Annotated in this window: 14 protein-coding genes; 7 read left to right on the top strand and 7 right to left on the bottom strand. The window is 68.0% G+C overall.

The genetic code is table 11. The annotated features are described in order from the left end of the window. Positions 1-125 precede the first annotated feature (125 nt). Positions 126-2,015: a tRNA uridine-5-carboxymethylaminomethyl(34) synthesis enzyme MnmG gene (gene mnmG / locus CKW06_RS22315; RefSeq protein WP_024958771.1), complete on the bottom strand. Its 1,890-nt coding sequence runs from the start codon at positions 2,013-2,015 to the stop codon at positions 126-128. 548 nt (positions 2,016-2,563) lie between these two features. Continuing rightward, positions 2,564-3,052, bottom strand: coding sequence for a hypothetical protein (locus CKW06_RS22305; RefSeq protein WP_024958802.1), 489 nt, complete (start codon positions 3,050-3,052; stop codon positions 2,564-2,566). 159 nt (positions 3,053-3,211) lie between these two features. On the opposite strand from CKW06_RS22305, the gene CKW06_RS22300 reads away from it, so the two are divergent. Next, on the top strand, positions 3,212-4,174 hold the full coding sequence (locus CKW06_RS22300; RefSeq protein WP_024958801.1) for a pyridoxal-phosphate dependent enzyme: 963 nt from the start codon (positions 3,212-3,214) through the stop codon (positions 4,172-4,174). Further along, complete coding sequence (locus tag CKW06_RS22295; protein ID WP_024958800.1) at positions 4,159-4,803, top strand: YdcF family protein; 645 nt, start codon at positions 4,159-4,161, stop codon at positions 4,801-4,803. Before CKW06_RS22300 ends, CKW06_RS22295 begins: the two co-directional genes overlap by 16 nt. Positions 4,804-5,875: 1,072 nt before the next feature. Here CKW06_RS22295 and bioC read toward each other — a convergent pair. The 5 genes from bioC to bioB all read right to left on the bottom strand — a co-directional run bounded on the left by bioC (position 5,876) and on the right by bioB (position 10,713). After that, positions 5,876-6,760 (bottom strand): malonyl-ACP O-methyltransferase BioC, encoded by an 885-nt coding sequence (gene bioC / locus CKW06_RS22290; protein WP_005414800.1) that lies wholly within the window; start codon positions 6,758-6,760, stop codon positions 5,876-5,878. A 12-nt stretch (positions 6,761-6,772) separates the two neighbouring features. Continuing rightward, a complete protein-coding gene (locus CKW06_RS22285; protein ID WP_024958356.1) occupies positions 6,773-7,552 on the bottom strand; it encodes an SDR family oxidoreductase in 780 nt (259 codons plus the stop codon). Positions 7,553-7,581: 29 nt separating this feature from the next. Further along, positions 7,582-8,361 carry a pimeloyl-ACP methyl ester esterase BioH gene (gene bioH / locus CKW06_RS22280; protein WP_024958355.1) on the bottom strand — a complete coding sequence of 260 codons (780 nt, stop codon included), beginning with the start codon at positions 8,359-8,361 and terminating at the stop codon, positions 7,582-7,584. A 17-nt stretch (positions 8,362-8,378) separates the two neighbouring features. Then, a complete protein-coding gene (bioF, locus tag CKW06_RS22275; RefSeq protein ID WP_024958354.1) occupies positions 8,379-9,602 on the bottom strand; it encodes an 8-amino-7-oxononanoate synthase in 1,224 nt (407 codons plus the stop codon). Positions 9,603-9,669: 67 nt separating this feature from the next. Beyond that, positions 9,670-10,713: a biotin synthase BioB gene (bioB, locus tag CKW06_RS22270; RefSeq protein ID WP_024958353.1), complete on the bottom strand. Its 1,044-nt coding sequence runs from the start codon at positions 10,711-10,713 to the stop codon at positions 9,670-9,672. 204 nt (positions 10,714-10,917) lie between these two features. Between bioB and CKW06_RS22265 the strand changes: the two genes are divergently transcribed. The 5 genes from CKW06_RS22265 (at position 10,918) to CKW06_RS22245 (ending at position 16,893) form a co-directional block, all read left to right on the top strand. Beyond that, positions 10,918-12,288: a chloride channel protein gene (locus tag CKW06_RS22265; RefSeq protein WP_024958352.1), complete on the top strand. Its 1,371-nt coding sequence runs from the start codon at positions 10,918-10,920 to the stop codon at positions 12,286-12,288. Between the two features lie 68 nt (positions 12,289-12,356). Then, positions 12,357-12,812 (top strand): hypothetical protein, encoded by a 456-nt coding sequence (locus tag CKW06_RS23690; protein WP_032964538.1) that lies wholly within the window; start codon positions 12,357-12,359, stop codon positions 12,810-12,812. 194 nt (positions 12,813-13,006) lie between these two features. Continuing rightward, positions 13,007-14,176 carry an L-dopachrome tautomerase-related protein gene (locus tag CKW06_RS22255; RefSeq protein ID WP_024958350.1) on the top strand — a complete coding sequence of 390 codons (1,170 nt, stop codon included), beginning with the start codon at positions 13,007-13,009 and terminating at the stop codon, positions 14,174-14,176. 88 nt (positions 14,177-14,264) lie between these two features. Further along, positions 14,265-14,954, top strand: coding sequence for a ComF family protein (locus tag CKW06_RS22250; protein WP_024958349.1), 690 nt, complete (start codon positions 14,265-14,267; stop codon positions 14,952-14,954). 256 nt (positions 14,955-15,210) lie between these two features. Beyond that, on the top strand, positions 15,211-16,893 hold the full coding sequence (locus CKW06_RS22245) for a ShlB/FhaC/HecB family hemolysin secretion/activation protein (protein WP_032964534.1): 1,683 nt from the start codon (positions 15,211-15,213) through the stop codon (positions 16,891-16,893). Positions 16,894-16,948 lie beyond the last annotated feature (55 nt).

Here is a 16,948-nt window from a genome sequence, read left to right as displayed (position 1 = left end):
GCCAATGTGGGTGTGCCTTCCGCTCCGGTAGGTGCCGACCTTGGTCGGCACAAATGCATGCAGCATCGCGATCTGATGATTCGTGCCGACCAAGGTCGGCACCCACCAGAAGCAGGTGCGACCGCTTATGCCACGCGGCCGCGGCGCGCCCGCTCCAGATGCACCAGCAGCAGCGAGATCGCTGCCGGGGTCATGCCCGGGATGCGCTGCGCCTGGCCGATGGTCTGCGGGCGCACGCGCTCCAGCTTCTGCAGCGCTTCGGCCGACAGCCCGCGTACCGTCCCATAATCGAAGGCTTCAGCGATCGGCGTGGCTTCGTGCCGCTGCTGGCGCTCGATTTCCTCGCGCTGGCGATCCAGGTAGCCGGCGTACTTCACGCCGATCTCCACCTGCTCGGCCACCTTGGCGTCGGCCACGGCCGGGCCCAGCGACGGCACCTGCATCAGCTGCGCGTAATCCAGCTCGGGGCGCTTGATCAGGTCCAGCACATTGGTTTCGCGGCTGACCGCCACGCCCAGCGTGTCCTGTACCTCGCGGCCCAGCGCATTGGCCGGGGTCGCCCACAGTGCGCCCAGGCGCGCGCGCTCGGCGGCGACGGCGGCCTGCTTGGTCTCGAACGCGCTCCAGCGATGGTCATCCACCAGGCCCATTTCGCGGCCGGCGGGGGTCAGGCGCTGGTCGGCATTGTCCTCGCGCAGCTGCAGGCGATATTCGGCGCGGCTGGTGAACATGCGGTATGGCTCGTTGGTGCCGTGGGTGATCAGGTCATCCACCAGCACGCCCAGGTACGCCTCGTCGCGGCGCGGGCACCAGCCATCCAGTCCACGTACCTGGCGTGCGGCGTTGAGGCCGGCCAGCAGGCCCTGCGCGGCCGCTTCTTCATAGCCGGTGGTGCCGTTGATCTGGCCGGCGAAGAACAGGCCGTTGACCAGCTTGGTTTCCAGCGAGGCCTTCAGCCCGCGCGGATCGAAGAAGTCGTACTCGATCGCGTAGCCGGGGCGGGTGATGTGCGCGTTCTCGAAACCACGGATGCTGCGCACCATCTCCAGCTGCACGTCGAACGGCAGCGAGGTGGAGATGCCGTTGGGGTAGATCTCGACGATGCCCAGGCCTTCGGGTTCGACGAAGATCTGGTGGCTGGCCTTTTCGGCGAAGCGCACCACCTTGTCTTCGATGGACGGGCAGTAGCGCGGACCGATGCCCTCGATCTGGCCGCTGTACAGCGGCGAGCGATGCAGCGCGTCGCGGATGATCTGGTGGGTCTGCTCGGTGGTGTGGGTGATCCAGCAGCTGACCTGCTGCGGATGCTCGTCCACCGAGCCGAGGAAGGACATCACCGGACGCGGCGTGTCGCCGGGCTGTTCGTCCATCACGCTGTAGTCCAGCGAACGGCCATCGATGCGCGGCGGCGTGCCGGTTTTCAGGCGATCCACCTGGAACGGGCGCTCGCGCAGGCGTGCGGCCAGCGTGGTGGCCGGCGGGTCACCCATGCGGCCGGCGGCGTACTGGGTCGGGCCGACGTGGATCTTGCCGGCGAGGAAGGTACCGGCGGTCAACACCACGGCCCCGGCGTCGAAACGCAGGCCGGTCTGGGTGATGACCCCGCGCACGGCGTCGCCTTCGATGACCAGGTCATCGACCGCAGCCTGGAACACCGTCAGGTTGTCCTGCCCTTCGACGATGGCGCGGATCGCCATGCGGTACAGGTTGCGATCGGCCTGGCAACGGGTGGCACGCACGGCCGGGCCCTTGGAGGCGTTCAACGTGCGCCACTGGATGCCGGCGTGGTCGGCGGCATGCGCCATCGCACCGCCCAGGGCGTCGATCTCCTTGACCAGGTGGCCCTTGCCGATGCCGCCGATGGCCGGGTTGCAGCTCATCGCGCCCACCGTTTCGATGTTGTGGGTCAGCAGCAGGGTGCGCACGCCGGTGCGGGCCGCGGCCAGCGCGGCTTCGGTGCCAGCGTGGCCACCGCCGATGACGATGACGTCGTAACGATGGAAGGACGGATTCATGGGGGCTGTTCAGCTGGGGGCGGGCGCGGCCGGGGGCGGCGCCGGGGTGGCGATTTTAGCGCCATTCGGGGCCGGGACGTCGGTACCGGCCGGCCGGCGCCGAAATCAGCCCTAAAGTTGGCAGGATTTTTGCAGATAACCCAATAGCACCCACCGTGGCTGGCGCCGTAGGCGCCCGTGACCGGAATTGGAACAGGGGCCGGTACAGGCGCACGGTGGGGGAGCAGAGGGCCGGCAGTCGGGGGACTGTCCGGCCCTGTTTTTTTGGGGTGCCGGGAAAGGCCCCGTCCACGCATGGCGTGGATCTACTGACGCTGGGGCTCTCGCCGGTTGGCGGCCCGGCAAAACAAACGGCCCCGCATTGCGGGGCCGTCTGCCTTCAGAGGTGCCGACATCCGACAGGGCCGGAACAGGGGGGATCCAGATGTTCCTGTCGGATATCGACGTAGAGCTTTTTGCGGCGGCTCGTGTCGTTTTTGTCACTTTGTGACGCGGGCCGTCACTGTTCGCGTAGATTGCGGCTTAGACCGTGTGAAATGCAAGACGGTTCAGCGCTCAACTGTGCGCTGCGTCGCACGATCCATGTTGCGCCAGGGGGAACCGTTCATTCTCGGCGCACTCGGTGCCGGGGCCGGGCGGGCCTGCGGTGCGGGCGCCGGCGGCTGCATGTTCGACTGCGGCGGGCGACGCATCGAATCCATGTTCCGCCACGGGGAACCGCCGTTGTACGACGGCCTCGGCGGCGGCGGACGGTTCTCGCCACCGTTGCCGGGCGGGCGCGGCGGCGGGCGGTGGTTGTGCGGCGGGCGGTAGATCGGGCGCGAGTAGTACGGGTTGCCATAGCCGCCGTAATAGCCGCCATAGCCACCGTAGTACGGGTAGCCGTAGTTGTAGGGATAGCCGGCCGGGTAGCGGTACTCCACCGACGGCGCGCCGTGGTAGTAGCCGCCACCGCGGCCACCGCCTACATAGTCGTAGGTGGTGCAGCCAGTCAGGCCCAACAACAGGCCACCGGCAAGCAACAGGCGCATTTTCATGGTGGGTCCCCCCAGAGGACGGATGTGCAGCCAGCTTCGTGCGCGGGCATTGAATCGGCCCTTAATTCGGCTGGCCAGGATGAATGGAGGCGTAGGCCTGCATGCTGGCATGACCTGTGCCCCGGTCGCCAGCGCGGGGGCATACGTTAATCTTGCGTCATGAGCGATTCACTGTTGCCCCGCGCCGATGATGTCCTGCTTGCTGCTGCGAGGATTGCCCCGCATGCCAGCGTGACCCCGGTGCTGCGCTCGCGCACGCTCGATGCGATGACCGGCGCACAGCTGGCGTTCAAGGCCGAGCACCTGCAGCGCGGTGGCGCATTCAAGTTCCGTGGTGCCTGCAATGCGGTGTGGTCGCTCGATGCCGATCGTGCCAGTACCGGCGTGGTGACCCATTCCTCCGGCAACCACGGTGCCGCGCTGGCCCTGGCCGCACGCACCCGGGGCATCCCCTGCCATGTGGTGGTGCCGGAAGGGGCGGTGGCCGCCAAGCTGGCCAACATCGCCCGCCACGGCGCCACCCTCTGGCGCTGCCCGCCGACCATCGCCGACCGCGAGGCCACCTGCGCCAAGGTGCAGGCCGATACCGGCGCAACCCTGGTGCATCCCTATACGAACCTGGCGGTGATGGCCGGGCAGGGCACCGCGGCCCTGGAACTGCTGCACAGCGACGGCCCGTTCGACGCGCTGGTGGTGCCGGTGGGCGGCGGTGGCCTGGCCAGCGGTACCGCGCTGGCCCTGCAGCACGCCAGTCCGCAGACCCGGCTGATCCTGGCCGAGCCGGCCGGCGCCGATGACACCGCGCGCTCGCTGGCCATCGGCGAGCGCCAGGGCGCGTTCACCCCGGACACCATCTGCGATGGCCTGCGTACCCTGATCGGCGCACCCAATTTCGAGTTGCTGCGCGCCGCCGGTGCCGAGGTGATCGTGATCGATGACGCCGCGACGCTGGCGGCGATGCGCCTGCTGTGGGACGTGCTCAAGCAGGTGGTGGAACCCTCTTCGGCCACCGTGCTGGCTGCGGTGCTGGCGCAGCCGCAGCGCTTCGCCGGCCTGCGCGTGGGCCTGGTGTTGTCCGGCGGCAACGTCGACCTGCCAGCGCTGCGCTGGGGGGCGGCGTGAGCCGCGGGCGGCACCGCGAACGCACCGGCCTGCTGGGCTGGTTGTGGCGGCTGTTCGTGCTGCTGGTGATCTGGCTGCTGGGCGTGACCGCCTGGATCGTCTGGGTGGGTGAACGCGACCAGGCCGCCAAGGCCGACGCCATCATCGTGCTGGGTGCGGCCGCCTATGACGCCAAGCCGTCACCGGTGTTCGAAGAACGCATCCGCCACGGGCTGGATCTGTATGAAGCACGCTATGCGCCGCTGCTGATCTTCACCGGTGGCTATGGCGGCACCGGTGCGCGCTTCTCCGAGTCGCAGGTGGCGCGGCGCTACGCGCTGAAGCATGGCGTGCCGGACGATGCGATCCTGATCGAAACCGCTTCGCGCAATACCGTGCAGAACCTGGTTGAAGCCAAGCGGCTGATGGACCAGCGCGGCCTGCACCGGGTGATCGTCGTCAGCGATCCGCTGCACATGGCGCGCGCGCTGCGCCTGAGCAAGGCGCTCGGCATCGATGCGCTGGCCTCGTCCACGCCCAGCACGCGCTTCCGCAGCTTCCACACCAGTTGGCGCTTCCTGGTGCAGGAAATCTATTTCTTCCACCGCGACCTGGTGCGCCCGCCGTTGAGTTCGCCGGCCAATACCTGAGGGCGGAAGCCTGCGTTGGGCGCGGCGTCGCATTGGGTAGTGCCGGCCGCTGGCCGGCAGATGCCCCCCATGGAATCGTGAGGTTGCCGGCCAGCGGCCGGCACTACCAGACGATCAGGCCTGTTTGCGGCGGATCGGAATCGCCGACACCGCCCGGAATTGGCAGGTGCCGACCCTGGTTGGCACCATCTGTCAGATCGCGATGCTGCCGGCACTGTGCCGACCAAGGTCGGCACCTACCAGAGCGATTCGCGTATGGCGTGGTATGCGGTAGTGCCGGCCGCTGGCCGGCAGATGCCCACCATGGAATCGTGAGGTTGCCGGCCAGCGGCCGGCACTACCAGACGATCAGGTCTGTTTGCGGTGGATCGGAATCGCCGACACCGCCCGGAATTGGTAGGTGCCAACCTTGGTTGGGACCATCTGTCAGATCGCGATGCTGCCTGCACTGTGCCGACCAAGGTCGGCACCTACCAGAGTGACGGCCGGCGCCTACCGGAGCGATTCGCGTATGGCGTCGCATTGGGTAGTGCCGGCCGCTGGCCGGCAGATGCCCACCATTGAATCGTGAGGTTGCCGGCCAGCGGCCGGCACTACCAGACGATCAGGTCTGCTTGCGCCGGATCGGAATCGCCGACAACGCTCGGAATTGGCAGGTGCCAACCTTGGTTGGCACCATCTGTCAGATCGCAATGCTGCCGGCACTGTGCCGACCAAGGTCGGCACCCACCAGAGCGATTCGCGTATGGCGTCGCATTGGGTAGTGCCGGCCGCTGGCCGGCAGATGCCCACCACGGAATCGTGAGGTTGCCGGCCAGCGGCCGGCACTACCAGACGATCAGGTCTGCTTGCGGCGGATTGGAATCGCCGACACCGCTCGGAATTGGCAGGTGCCAACCTTGGTTGGGACCATCTGTCAGATCGCGATGCTGCCGGCACTGTGCCGACCAAGGTCGGCACCCACCAGAGCGATTCGCGTATGGCGTCGCATTCGGTAGTGCCGGCCGCTGGCCGGCAGATGCCCACCAGGGAATCGTGAGGTTGCCGGCCAGCGGCCGGCACTACCAGATGATCAGGTCTGTTTGCGGCGGATCGGAATCGCCGACACCGGCACCGAGGCGACGTCATGCCCGCCTTCGCGGATCGGCGCGCCCGGGTCCGGTGCCCAGGCGTGGGCGTAGATCACTTCCCAGCTGCTGGGCAGCTTGCCGTCGGCACGGCGCATCGGCTCGTATGCAGCGGCGGCAGCGGCGAAACGACCACGCCCGGTCAGCGTATGGCGGCGGTCCACCCGCGCGTTGGTCGCACCCATCGCGCGCAGCTCGCGCATCAGCGAGGGCAGGTCGTCGTAGGTCAGGGTGAACAGATCGCGGTCCAGCACCGGGTCGCGGAAGCCGGCCATCATCAGCGCGTCGCCGAACTGGGCGATCTGCGCGAAGCGGCTCACGTGCGGACGATCATCGGCGGCGGCGAACGCTTCGTTGAGTTCCACCAGGGTTTCCGGGCCGAAGGTCGAGCACAGCAGCAGGCCCCCGGGCTTGAGCACGCGACGGAATCCGGCGAACACCGCCGGCAGGTCGTCCACCCACTGCAGGCACAGGTTGCTGAAGATCACATCCACGCTGTTGTCGGCCAGCGGCAGCGCGGCGGCATCGCCGCACAGGCGCTGGAACGGCTTCCACCACCCGGCTTGGCGCTTGGCCTGGTCCAGCATCGGCAGCGCCACATCCAGCGCGATCACCTGCGCCTTCGGCCAGCGCTTCTTCATCAACGCGCTGGCATGGCCGGTACCCGCGCCGATGTCCAGCACCACCTCGGGCTTGCGTGCCTCCAGGTAGTCCAGCGATTCGATCAGCCGCGACTGCACCTCGCGCTGCAGGGCGGCGGCGGCATCGTAGCTGCTGGCGGCACGCGCGAACGCGCGGCGGACGTGGCGGGCATCGAAGTGGGACGGCATTGCGAAAGTCTCTTAGAACGTACCGGGGTAGGCGCCGCCGTCGATCAGCAGGTTCTGCCCGGTGAGGTAACCGGCCTGCGCACTGCACAGGAAGGCGCAGGCGGCGCCGAACTCGTCCGGCGTGCCGAAGCGGCCGGCGGGAATCTGCTGGCGGCGGCGCTCGGCCACTTCGCCAGCATCGCCGTCCTTGCCCGCACTGTGGGCGAAGTTGGCGCGCAGGCGGTCGGTGTCGAACTGGCCGGGCAGCAGGTTGTTGATGGTGACGTTGTGGGCCACGGTGCGGCGCGACAGGCCGGCGACGAAACCGGTCAGGCCGCTGCGCGCGCCGTTGGACAGCGCCAGGATGTCGATCGGGGCCTTCACCGCCGACGAGGTGATGTTGACGATGCGGCCGAAGCCACGCTCGATCATCGCGTCGACGGTGGCGCGGATCAGCGCGATCGGCGCCAGCATGTTGGCGTCCAGCGCGGCGATCCAGTCGTCGCGCTCGAAACTGCGGAAATCACCGGGCGGCGGGCCGCCGGCGTTGTTGACCAGGATGTCCACCTGCGGGCATGCGGCCAGTGCCGCAGCACGGCCGGCCTCGGTGGTGACATCGGCGGCAACCGCGCGCACCTCGGCAGCGCCGGGCACGGCACGCAGTTCTTCAGCGGCGGCCTGCAGCGCAGCGTCACCACGGGCCACGATCACCACGTTGACGCCCTCGCGCACCAGCGCACGCGCGCAACCCAGGCCCAATCCCTTGCTGGCGCCGCAGACCAGTGCCCAGCGGCCGTTGATGCCCAGATCCATGCGTCAGTCCTGCGGAATTCGGAAGGTGCTCATTGTCCGCCATCAGCCGGCGACAGGGCGGCAACGAAGTGTTGCAGGGCGGCAGCCACTTCGTCGGCATGGCCAAGGAACGGCGCGTGGCCGCCGTGGGCGATGGTCAGCGCCTGCGCACCCGGGGCCAGTGCTGCGGCGGCCTGCATCGCCACCGGAGACACCAGCCGGTCACGCTGGCCGGCGATCCACAGGCTGGGCTTGCCCAGCGTTGGCAGTGCTCCGCGCAGGTCAGTGCTCTCCAGCAGGCGCAGGCCTTCCAGCAGGGCGCGTTCGGTGGGCGCACCGCGCTCGACCAGGCGCTGGCGCAGGGTGCGCAGCTCATCGCGGGCGTGTGCCGAGCCCATTACGTCCAGCGCGAGGAAGCGTTCCAGCGTGCCGCCGAAGTCGGTCGCCAGCTCGCGGCCGAACTGCTCGAACACCGCCGGCTCCACCGCGTGCGGCCAGTCTTCGCCTCGCACGAAGCGCGGCGTGGCGGCGATCATCGCCAGCCCGCGCACCTTTGGCAGCGTGGCCGCCGCGTGCAATGCGAACAGGCCGCCCAGTGACCAGCCGCACCACACCGCCGGCGGCGTAGCCGCGGCAATGGCACCGACCACGAACGGCAGGCGCAGCGGCGTGGTGTCCTCGCGGCTGTGCCCATGGCCGGGCAGGTCGACCAGGTGCAGGGTGAACTGGTCCGCAAGCCGCTGCACCAGCGGCGCGAACACGCCGCCCTGCAGGGCCCAACCGTGGATCAGCACCAGGTCCGGCCCACGGCCGGTGACGTCAATATGCATGGGCAACGACACGGAACTCAGGCAAAGACAGGCAGCGGCGGTGGCGCGGCTTCACGCACGGCCAGGGCCACGCGTTCACGCGCGCTGGCGATGGCCTCGACCAGGCCACGCACCTGTTCCGGGGTGTGCAGCGCGGACAGCGTCACCCGCAGGCGCGCCTTGCCTTCCGGCACGGTCGGCGGGCGGATCGCACCGACCAGCCAGCCGGCCTGTTCCAGCGCCGTGGACATGGCCACGGCGGTGTGGTCATCGCCGCACAGCAGCGGCTGGATCGGCGTGTCCGAAGCCATCAGGTCCAGCCCATGGCGGCGTGCTTCGCTGCGGAACAACGCGATCAGATCTGCCAGTTTGGAACGGCGCCAGTTGTCCCTGCGCGCCAGGCGCACCGCTTCAAGCGCAGCGGCGGCCATCGCTGGTGGCACGGCGGTGGTGTAGATGTACGGGCGTGCGGTCTCGGCCAGATGCTCGATCAGGTCGTCGCGGCCCAGCACCAGTGCACCGGAACCGCCCAGTGCCTTGCCCAGTGTGACCAGCTGCAGCGGCACATCGTCCACGCCCAGTCCGGCGGCGGCCACGGCACCACGGCCATCACCGACCACGCCTACACCGTGCGCATCATCCACATAGAACAGCGCCTGCTGCAGGCGTGCCACAAGCGACAATGCACGCAGCGGTGCGATGTCGCCATCCATGCTGAAAACACCATCGGTGGCCAGCATTGCCGCGCCATCGGGCGCATGCTTGAGCTGACGCATTGCGCCTTCCGCATCCAGGTGCGGATAACGGCGCAGGCGTGCACCGGCCAACCGGGTGGCATCGAGCAGGCTGGCGTGGTTGAGCTTGTCCTGTACGCAGACATCGTTCTCTTCGCTCAGCAGCGCCTGCTGCACCGCCAGGTTGGCGGCGAAGCCACTGCCGAACAGCAGCGCACGCGGATAGCCAAGCCATTCGGCCACTTCGCGTTCCAGCGCCTCATGCAGGGCATGATGGCCGCAGACCAGGTGCGAGGCACCGGCGCCAGCGCCTTCGCGTGCGGCGGCGTCCTGCAGCGCGTTGACCACGCTGAACTGCTGGGCCAGGCCGAGGTAGTCGTTGCTGCAGAAGCCGGTCAGCCACTGGCCGTCCACTTCCAGGCGCACGCCATCGCGACGGGTGACCGTGCGTCGCGGGCGGCGACGGCCTTGGGCATCGCGCAGGGCGCGCTGGGCGTGGAGGCGGGCGGTCAGGTCGGGGCGGGCCATGGTGGCTGAATGCGTCGACGGGGCGGCTAGGGTAGCGCGTTGCCGCGGCGCCTGCTTGCGGCCCGTCTCAGGCCGCGTGAGCGCAGCCACAGCCGGGCGTATCGGCACTGATATCGGCGTGCACGGTGCCGCCGTGGTCGTGGCCCTCGGCATCCACCTGCACCGCCATCGGCTGCAGGCCCAGCCGGGCAAACAAAGCCAGGTCGCGCTCGCTCTCCGGGTTGCCGGTGGTCAGCAGCTTGTCGCCATAGAAGATCGAATTGGCACCGGCAAGGAAACACAGCGCCTGCAGTTCGTCGCTCATGGCTTCGCGCCCGGCCGACAGCCGCACCATCGAGCGCGGCATGGCGATGCGTGCCACCGCGATCATGCGCACGAACTCGAACGGGTCCAGCTCGGCACTGCCATGCAGCGGCGTGCCCGCCACCTGCACCAGCTTGTTGATCGGCACCGAATCGGGATGTGCCGGCAGCGAGGCCAGCGCCAGCAGCAGGCGGACGCGCTGCGCGCGCGTCTCGCCCATGCCGACGATGCCACCGCAGCAGGTCTTCAGGCCGGCATCGCGCACGTGCTCCAGCGTATCCAGACGGTCCTGGTACTGGCGCGTGTGGATGATCGAATCGTAGTAGTCAGGCGCGGTGTCGAGGTTGTGGTTGTAGTAGTCCAGGCCCGCATCCTTCAGCGCACGCGCCTGCTCGCCGCTGAGCATGCCCAGCGTGGCGCAGGTCTCCAGCCCCAGTGCCTTCACCCCGGCGATCATCGCCGCCACCTTCGGGATGTCGCGGTCCTTCGGCGATCGCCACGCGGCGCCCATGCAGAAGCGCGATGCACCGGCGGCCTTGGCCTGGCGCGCCTTGGCCAGCACCGCGTCGGTCTCCATCAGCTTCTGCGCGTTCACCCCGGTGCTGTAGCGCTGCGCCTGCGGGCAGTACGCGCAGTCTTCCGGGCAGCCTCCGGTCTTCACCGACAACAGCGTGGACACCTGCACCTGCGCCGGATCGAAGTGCTCGCGATGCACCGCGGCGGCGCGGAACAGCAGCTCGGGAAACGGCAGATCGAACAGCGCCTGCAGTTCGTCGTGTTGCCAGTCGTGGCGGATGGCAGCAGCCATGGCGGGACCTTGGATACGAGTGGAGCGAGGGCGGCAGTGTGGGTGGGCGCGGGGAGGCTGTCAACCATTTGAATTTTAATTTGGTTTACGGGTCGTCGGCGCAATAGAGCATCGAGCGAAGCGCCGCATTTCACCGCATGCTGCAAGGTGTCCAGCCACAGTGCCTGCTGCACAACGTAAGTGCTGGCGCGCAGACTCTTTCCCATGTTTGATCTTTACCGCCTTCGTGGGCGCATCACCGCGCTGGTCCTCAGCGAGGCCTGGCGCCGCCGCGCCGCGCTGTGGGGCGGCGCGGTGGCCGTGGCACTGGTGGCGATCCTGTTTGCCAAGGCCAGCGATGCGGCCTTCCATCTGTTCCAGCGCATCACCTCGCACTCGCCGTGGTGGGCCCTGCTGCTCACGCCGGGCATCTTCGCGCTGCTGGCCTGGCTCACTTCCGGCGTGCTGAAGCCCACGCGGGGCAGCGGCATTCCGCAGGTCATCGCTGCGCTGGACAAGGCCGATGAGCCGTTCCGGAAAACCAACCTTTCCCCAGCGGTTTCGGCCGGCAAGCTGCTGCTGACCTCGCTGTCGCTGCTGGGGGGCGCATCGGTCGGGCGCGAGGGGCCCACCGTGCACGTAGGCGCCAGCCTGATGTACCTGTTCGGCCGCTGGTTCGGCTTCAAGGATCCCCGCGAGCTCTCGCACTTCCTGTTGGCCGGGGGCGCTGCTGGTATTGCGGCGGCGTTCAACACGCCGCTGGCCGGCATCGTCTTCGCCATCGAGGAGCTCAGCGGCCGTTTCGAACATCGCTTCTCCGGCACCCTGTTGACCGCGGTGATCGTCGGCGGCGTGGTATCGCTCGGCCTGTTGGGCAACTACACCTATTTCGGCCATGTGAGCGCGCGTCTGCCGCTCGGCCAGGGCTGGCTGGCGATCCTGCTGTGCGGCGTGGTGGCGGGCTTGCTGGGAGGCCTGTTCGCACGCGCGGTATTGGCCAGTGCGGCGGGCCGCCCGCGTTGGCTGGGCCAGCTGCGGCAGCGGCATCCGGTATTGCTGGCCGCGGGCTGCGGCCTGGTGGTGGTCGTGCTGGCCCTGGTGTCCGGCGAAGGCGCGTTCGGCACCGGTTACGAACAAGCGCGCAGCCTGGTGCAGGGCCAGGCGCTGGTCGGCCACGAGTTCGGGTTGATGAAGCTGCTGGCCAACCTGGCCTCGTACGTGGCGGGCATTCCCGGTGGCCTGTTCTCACCTGCGTTGGCGGTCGGCGCGGGACTCGGCCACAACCTGTCAGTGCTGATGCCGGGCGTGGACCCGCGCGCGTTCGTCTTGCTGGGCATGTGCGCCTACCTGACCGGTGTGACCCAGGCGCCACTGACCTCGGCGGTGATCTCGCTGGAGCTGACCGACAGCGGCGATCTGCTGCTGCCGATCCTGGCCACGGTGCTGATCGCGCGTGGTGTGTCCGGGCTGGTGTGCCGCGTGCCGATCTACCGCGGGTTGGCGGAGTTGTTGATGGTGCCGAAAACGGCTGAAGATGTGGCTGTCGAGGCGCCTGCTGTGCGAACCTCCCGCACCCGCGAAAATGGAGATGACTAGGAGCAATGCAGCCTGGAGCAGCAATTCTCCTCCCAGAGGAGGTGTTGGCGACGTTACGGTGCTACTTCGTGACCGATGATGGCTCGCTTCCGGAAGTGGAGCTCGCGTACCGTGAGGCCGCCGGAACGGCCGATGCGTTCGCCTATCTGTTTGCCTGCGGTGCCCGCGTCGCGGGTTCTGGAAGCGTGCAGCTCTGGCACCGTGCGGAAGATCTTGGTCAGCCGTTCATGGGACCGGGCGACGCGCGACGCGTTCTCCAGGACGAAGTGGAACCCTTCCATGTCGGCCTTGCAGACATTGCCTGCGGCGGCGTTCTTCTGCCAGAACTGGGTGTGCTCGTCATGCGCCATGGGTTGACGCTCGATTACCGCATGGGAGCGTCATGGGGCCAGCGGGAGGTCCAGGCCTTCCTGCTCCTTCTGCACCAGTTGCAGCGGCGGGGTGGCGTGATGACCGTTCCCTGGTGGGGTGAAGAGGGTCAGCACAGGTTCGAAACCGCGTTGGCAGCCGTTGAGATTTCTTGAGCGGGTTTGCCGCAAGGCAGGCACGCAACGGATAGACAACGATCATTGCTTCAATCAACGCGATCAATCAGCCTTCCATCTTCACTCCAGCAGTGAAGCTGATTCCGCGTTGCACCGTCTACCCGATGCCACGCGCGACGCAGAAGATGCGTCCACGCCGGGGCTGCACCCGGACCTGCATCGAGAGCGCGACCATGATCAACTGCCGTATCCGCAGCCTGGCGGCTGCCGTCCTGGCCCTGGCCAGTTCCCCCGCGCTGGCGATGTCCGGCGCGCCCCTGCTGCCCAGCGAGCGCAGCATCGGTACCCTTGAACCGGTGGCGCGTTTCGAAGGTGCCATGCCTACCAGCGTGGCGGTATCTGAAACCGGGCGGATCTTCGTCAATTTCCCGCGCTGGGGCGATGAGGTGGCCTACAGCGTGGCCGAATGGCGCGACGGCCGCGCCGTTCCCTATCCGGATGCGCGCATCAACCGCAAGGACGGCCCCGATCCGGCGGCCCATTTCATCAGCGTGCAGAGCGTGGTGGCCGATGGTCAGGGCCGGTTGTGGGTGCTGGATACCGCCGCGCCCGGGTTCTCTGCGCCACAGGCCGGCGGTGCCAAACTGGTGGCGATCGACCTGGCCACCAACACCGTGGCCAAGACGCTGGTGTTCCCGGCCAACGTCATCGACGCGCGCACCTATGTCAACGATGTGCGCTTCGATTTCCGTGTTGGCCGCGAGGGCGTGGCCTACGTCACCGACTCGTCGCTGAGCGGTATCGGCGGCATCATCGTGATCGACCTCGCCACTGGCGCCGCGTCCAAGCGCCTGGTCGGCCACGTGTCCACCTCGGCCGATGCCGCCTTCGTGCCGATCGTGGAAGGGCGGCAGATGCGGCTGCGTAACGCCGATGGTTCGTCGGCGCCGTTCACCGTGGCCGCCGATGGCATCGCCCTGTCGCCCGATGGTGGCACCCTGTTCTACACGCCCTTGTCCAGCCGTCATCTGTACAGCGTGCCGACCGCGCTGCTGCGCGACCCGAAGCTGAGTGACGCGGAACTGGCGGCGGCGGTGGTCGACCTGGGCGACAAGGGCGCCTCCGATGGCATGGAGATGGACGCCAACGGGCGGTTGTATGCCAGCGACTACGAGCACAACGCCATCCATGCCCGTGACGCGCAGGGGCGATGGGCGACGGTGGTGCACGACCCGCGCATCCTGTGGCCGGATACGCTGTCGATGGGGCCGGACGGCTATCTGTATTTCACCGCCAACCAGCTGCATCGACAGGCCGCATTCAATGGCGGCGTGGATCGCCGGCAGACGCCGTACATGGTGTATCGCACCCGGGTGGATGCGAAGCCTGCGCCAACGCGGTGAAGTGCTCCGTAAACGGGTAAAGATGCCTACAGGTCAAGGAGCGTGCGTCTGATGGCCTCGGGGCAGCGGCGCGGTCACGCTGTAGCGCATGCCGGCCCTGTTCAAGTCCACTCGCCTCCTGCAGGCGGCACTTCGCGTGCTGCTGCCACTGCGCTGCCTGGTCTGTGGTGATCCTGGCCACGATGAACTTGACCTGTGCCGCGCCTGCTTTGCCGAACTGCCCTGGGCTGGTCGTGCCTGCCTGCGCTGCGCACTCCCGCTACCCGGGAACGCCCTGATCGTCTGCGGGATCTGTCGCGAGGACGTGCCGCCGCAGGCCGCCACACATGCCAGCCTGCTGTACCTTCCACCCGTGGATCAGCTGCTGGTGCGCTACAAGTTCCATCAGGATCTGGCGGCAGGTCGACTGCTTGCGCAGCTGATGCAGCGCGCACCACCCCCCTGGTCGTGCGCGCCGCTGGTGCCGGTGCCGCTGCATGGGCGGCGCCTGCGCCAGCGCGGCTACAACCAGGCCGCCGAACTGTGCCGGTTGCTGCCGATGCCGGTCTGGCAGGGCCTCTACCGGCGCCGCCACACCGCGCCGCAGTCCGAGCGCAGCGCAGAACAGCGCAGGGACAACCTCTTTGACGCATTCGGTACGCGCTTGTCGCCGCCGACACGGCTGACCGTGGTGGACGATGTGATGACCACCGGCAGCACAGTGATGGAAATCGCCGAGACGTTGCGGCTGGCCGGTGCCAGGGACGTGCGGGTATGGGTGTGCGCACGGGTGCCGTAACGGCCGCAGCGATTGACGACGTATGACGGCTGCTGAAGGATGCCCATCCTTCAGCGTGTGATGCTCGACTGCGTCGTCGCAATGGGTACACGGATGCAAAGACCCTAAAGTTCCGCGCACTCCCGCCGATAGCGGTTGGCGGTCGAGTCGGTGCTGGCCGCATGTTCTCTCTGCACGATGTCTGTTCACAGCCCCAGGTCTGTACCAATGCTGGACAAGGAAGTCGTTGATGGGTAACAGAAAAGCAGGATGCGGCGTGCGTGCCGTTCTGGGCACCGCGGGACTGTTGTGGGTCGGCGTCGTGCATGCACAGTCGGCCAGTCCCTCGTTCGCCGAGCAGCAGGAACTGCGCGAACGCGCCGAGCGCGAGGCGCGCGAGCGTGAGCAGCGGCAGGCATTGCCGGATGTATCACGCGAACAGCCGGCCGCTGCTATCGATCTGCATTCGCTGGAACTGCCGGACGAAGAGCCGTGCTTCACCCTGCAGCAGCTGCAGCTTGACGGCGCGCATCTGGGGCCGTTCGCGTTCCTGCAGCGCTATCTCGACCGCTACCGTGGCCGCTGCGTGGGCCAGCAGGGCATCGCGCTGATCGTGCGGCGTGCCTCGGATCTGGCGCTGGCCAAGGGCTACGTGACCACCCGCATCGGCCTGCCCGAGCAGAGCCTGGGCAGCGGAACCCTGCGCCTGCAGCTGGTACCGGGCGTGATCCGGCAGATCCGCTTCAACGCTGAAGATGTGCCCGATTCGATGTGGAAGAGTGCGTTTCCCGCGCGGCCGGGGGACGTACTCAATCTGCGCGCGTTGGAACAGGGCCTGGAGCAGCTCAAGCGCGTTCCGTCGCAGGACGTGAACATGGAGCTGGTGCCGGGTGAGGCGCCCGGCGAGTCGGACGTGGTCATCAGCATCCGCCACGGCAAGCGATGGCGTGCCTCGGTGTCGCTGGATGATGCCGGCAGCCGTGCGACCGGAAAGCAGCAGGTCGGCGCGACCGCGTGGGTAGACAACCTGGCTCGCGTCAACGACCTGCTCAGCATTGGCGTCAGCAGCGACGGCAGTGCCGACAAGGGCCGGGGTACCCACGGCTTCAATGCATCGTGGTCGGTTCCGCTGGGCAACTGGCGTTTCAGCACCAGCACCTACAGCTCGCGCTACAAACAGACCATCGCCAGCAACGCCGACACGTTCGCCAGCACCGGCACCTCCAGCAACGTCGACCTGGCCGTGGAACGGCTGCTGGTGCGTGGCCAGAGCTATCGCAGCGGCATCGAGCTGCGCGTGGCGCAACGGTCGTCGCACAGCTACGTGGAAGGCGTGGAGATCGAAGGCCAGCGCCGGCGTACCACCTCGGTCGAGCTGGCGCTGCTGCACCGCCAGTACCTGGGGCGGGTCCAGGCCGATATCCGCCTGGCGCACCGCCGCGGCGTGCCGTGGCTGGGAGGCGATGATGACGCCGTGGGCCGTGATGACCTGGCGCCGACGTTCCGCTATGGGCTGACCACGCTGGATATCGGCGCCGGTGGCGCCCTGACATCCGGGCCGCGTCCGCTGGCATGGAACACCGCGCTCCGCTACCAGTGGAGCAAGGACACGCTGTACGGCTCGGAGTTCATCAGCGTCGGTGGCCGCTATACCGTCAACGGCTTCGACGGCGAGGTGCCACTTGGCGGCAGCCGTGGTGGCTACTGGCGCAACAGCATCAGCTGGATGGCACATCGCGCCATCGCGCCCTATGCGGGCATCGATATCGGCCACATCGAGCGCGACGACCGCCAGGGTATCGGCGGCGGAACCCTCAGCGGCGCCCACCTGGGTGCACGTGGCGAGCTGGGCGGACTGGCGTGGGATGGCTTCGTCGGCGTACCGATGAGCCGCCCGGCGTGGCTCAAGCATGAGGCACGCGGTCACGTGATCGGATTCCGCGCGTCCTGGCAGTTCTGATTCGACTGGAAGCACCGTCGCCGCGTGGCGACGTGATCGGGTTGTTGTGTGTGCA

The organism is Stenotrophomonas maltophilia (genome assembly GCF_900186865.1).
GTDB lineage: Bacteria > Pseudomonadota > Gammaproteobacteria > Xanthomonadales > Xanthomonadaceae > Stenotrophomonas > Stenotrophomonas maltophilia.
Note: the sequence above shows the minus strand (reverse complement) of the source record. Positions and strands in the feature narration are given on the sequence as shown.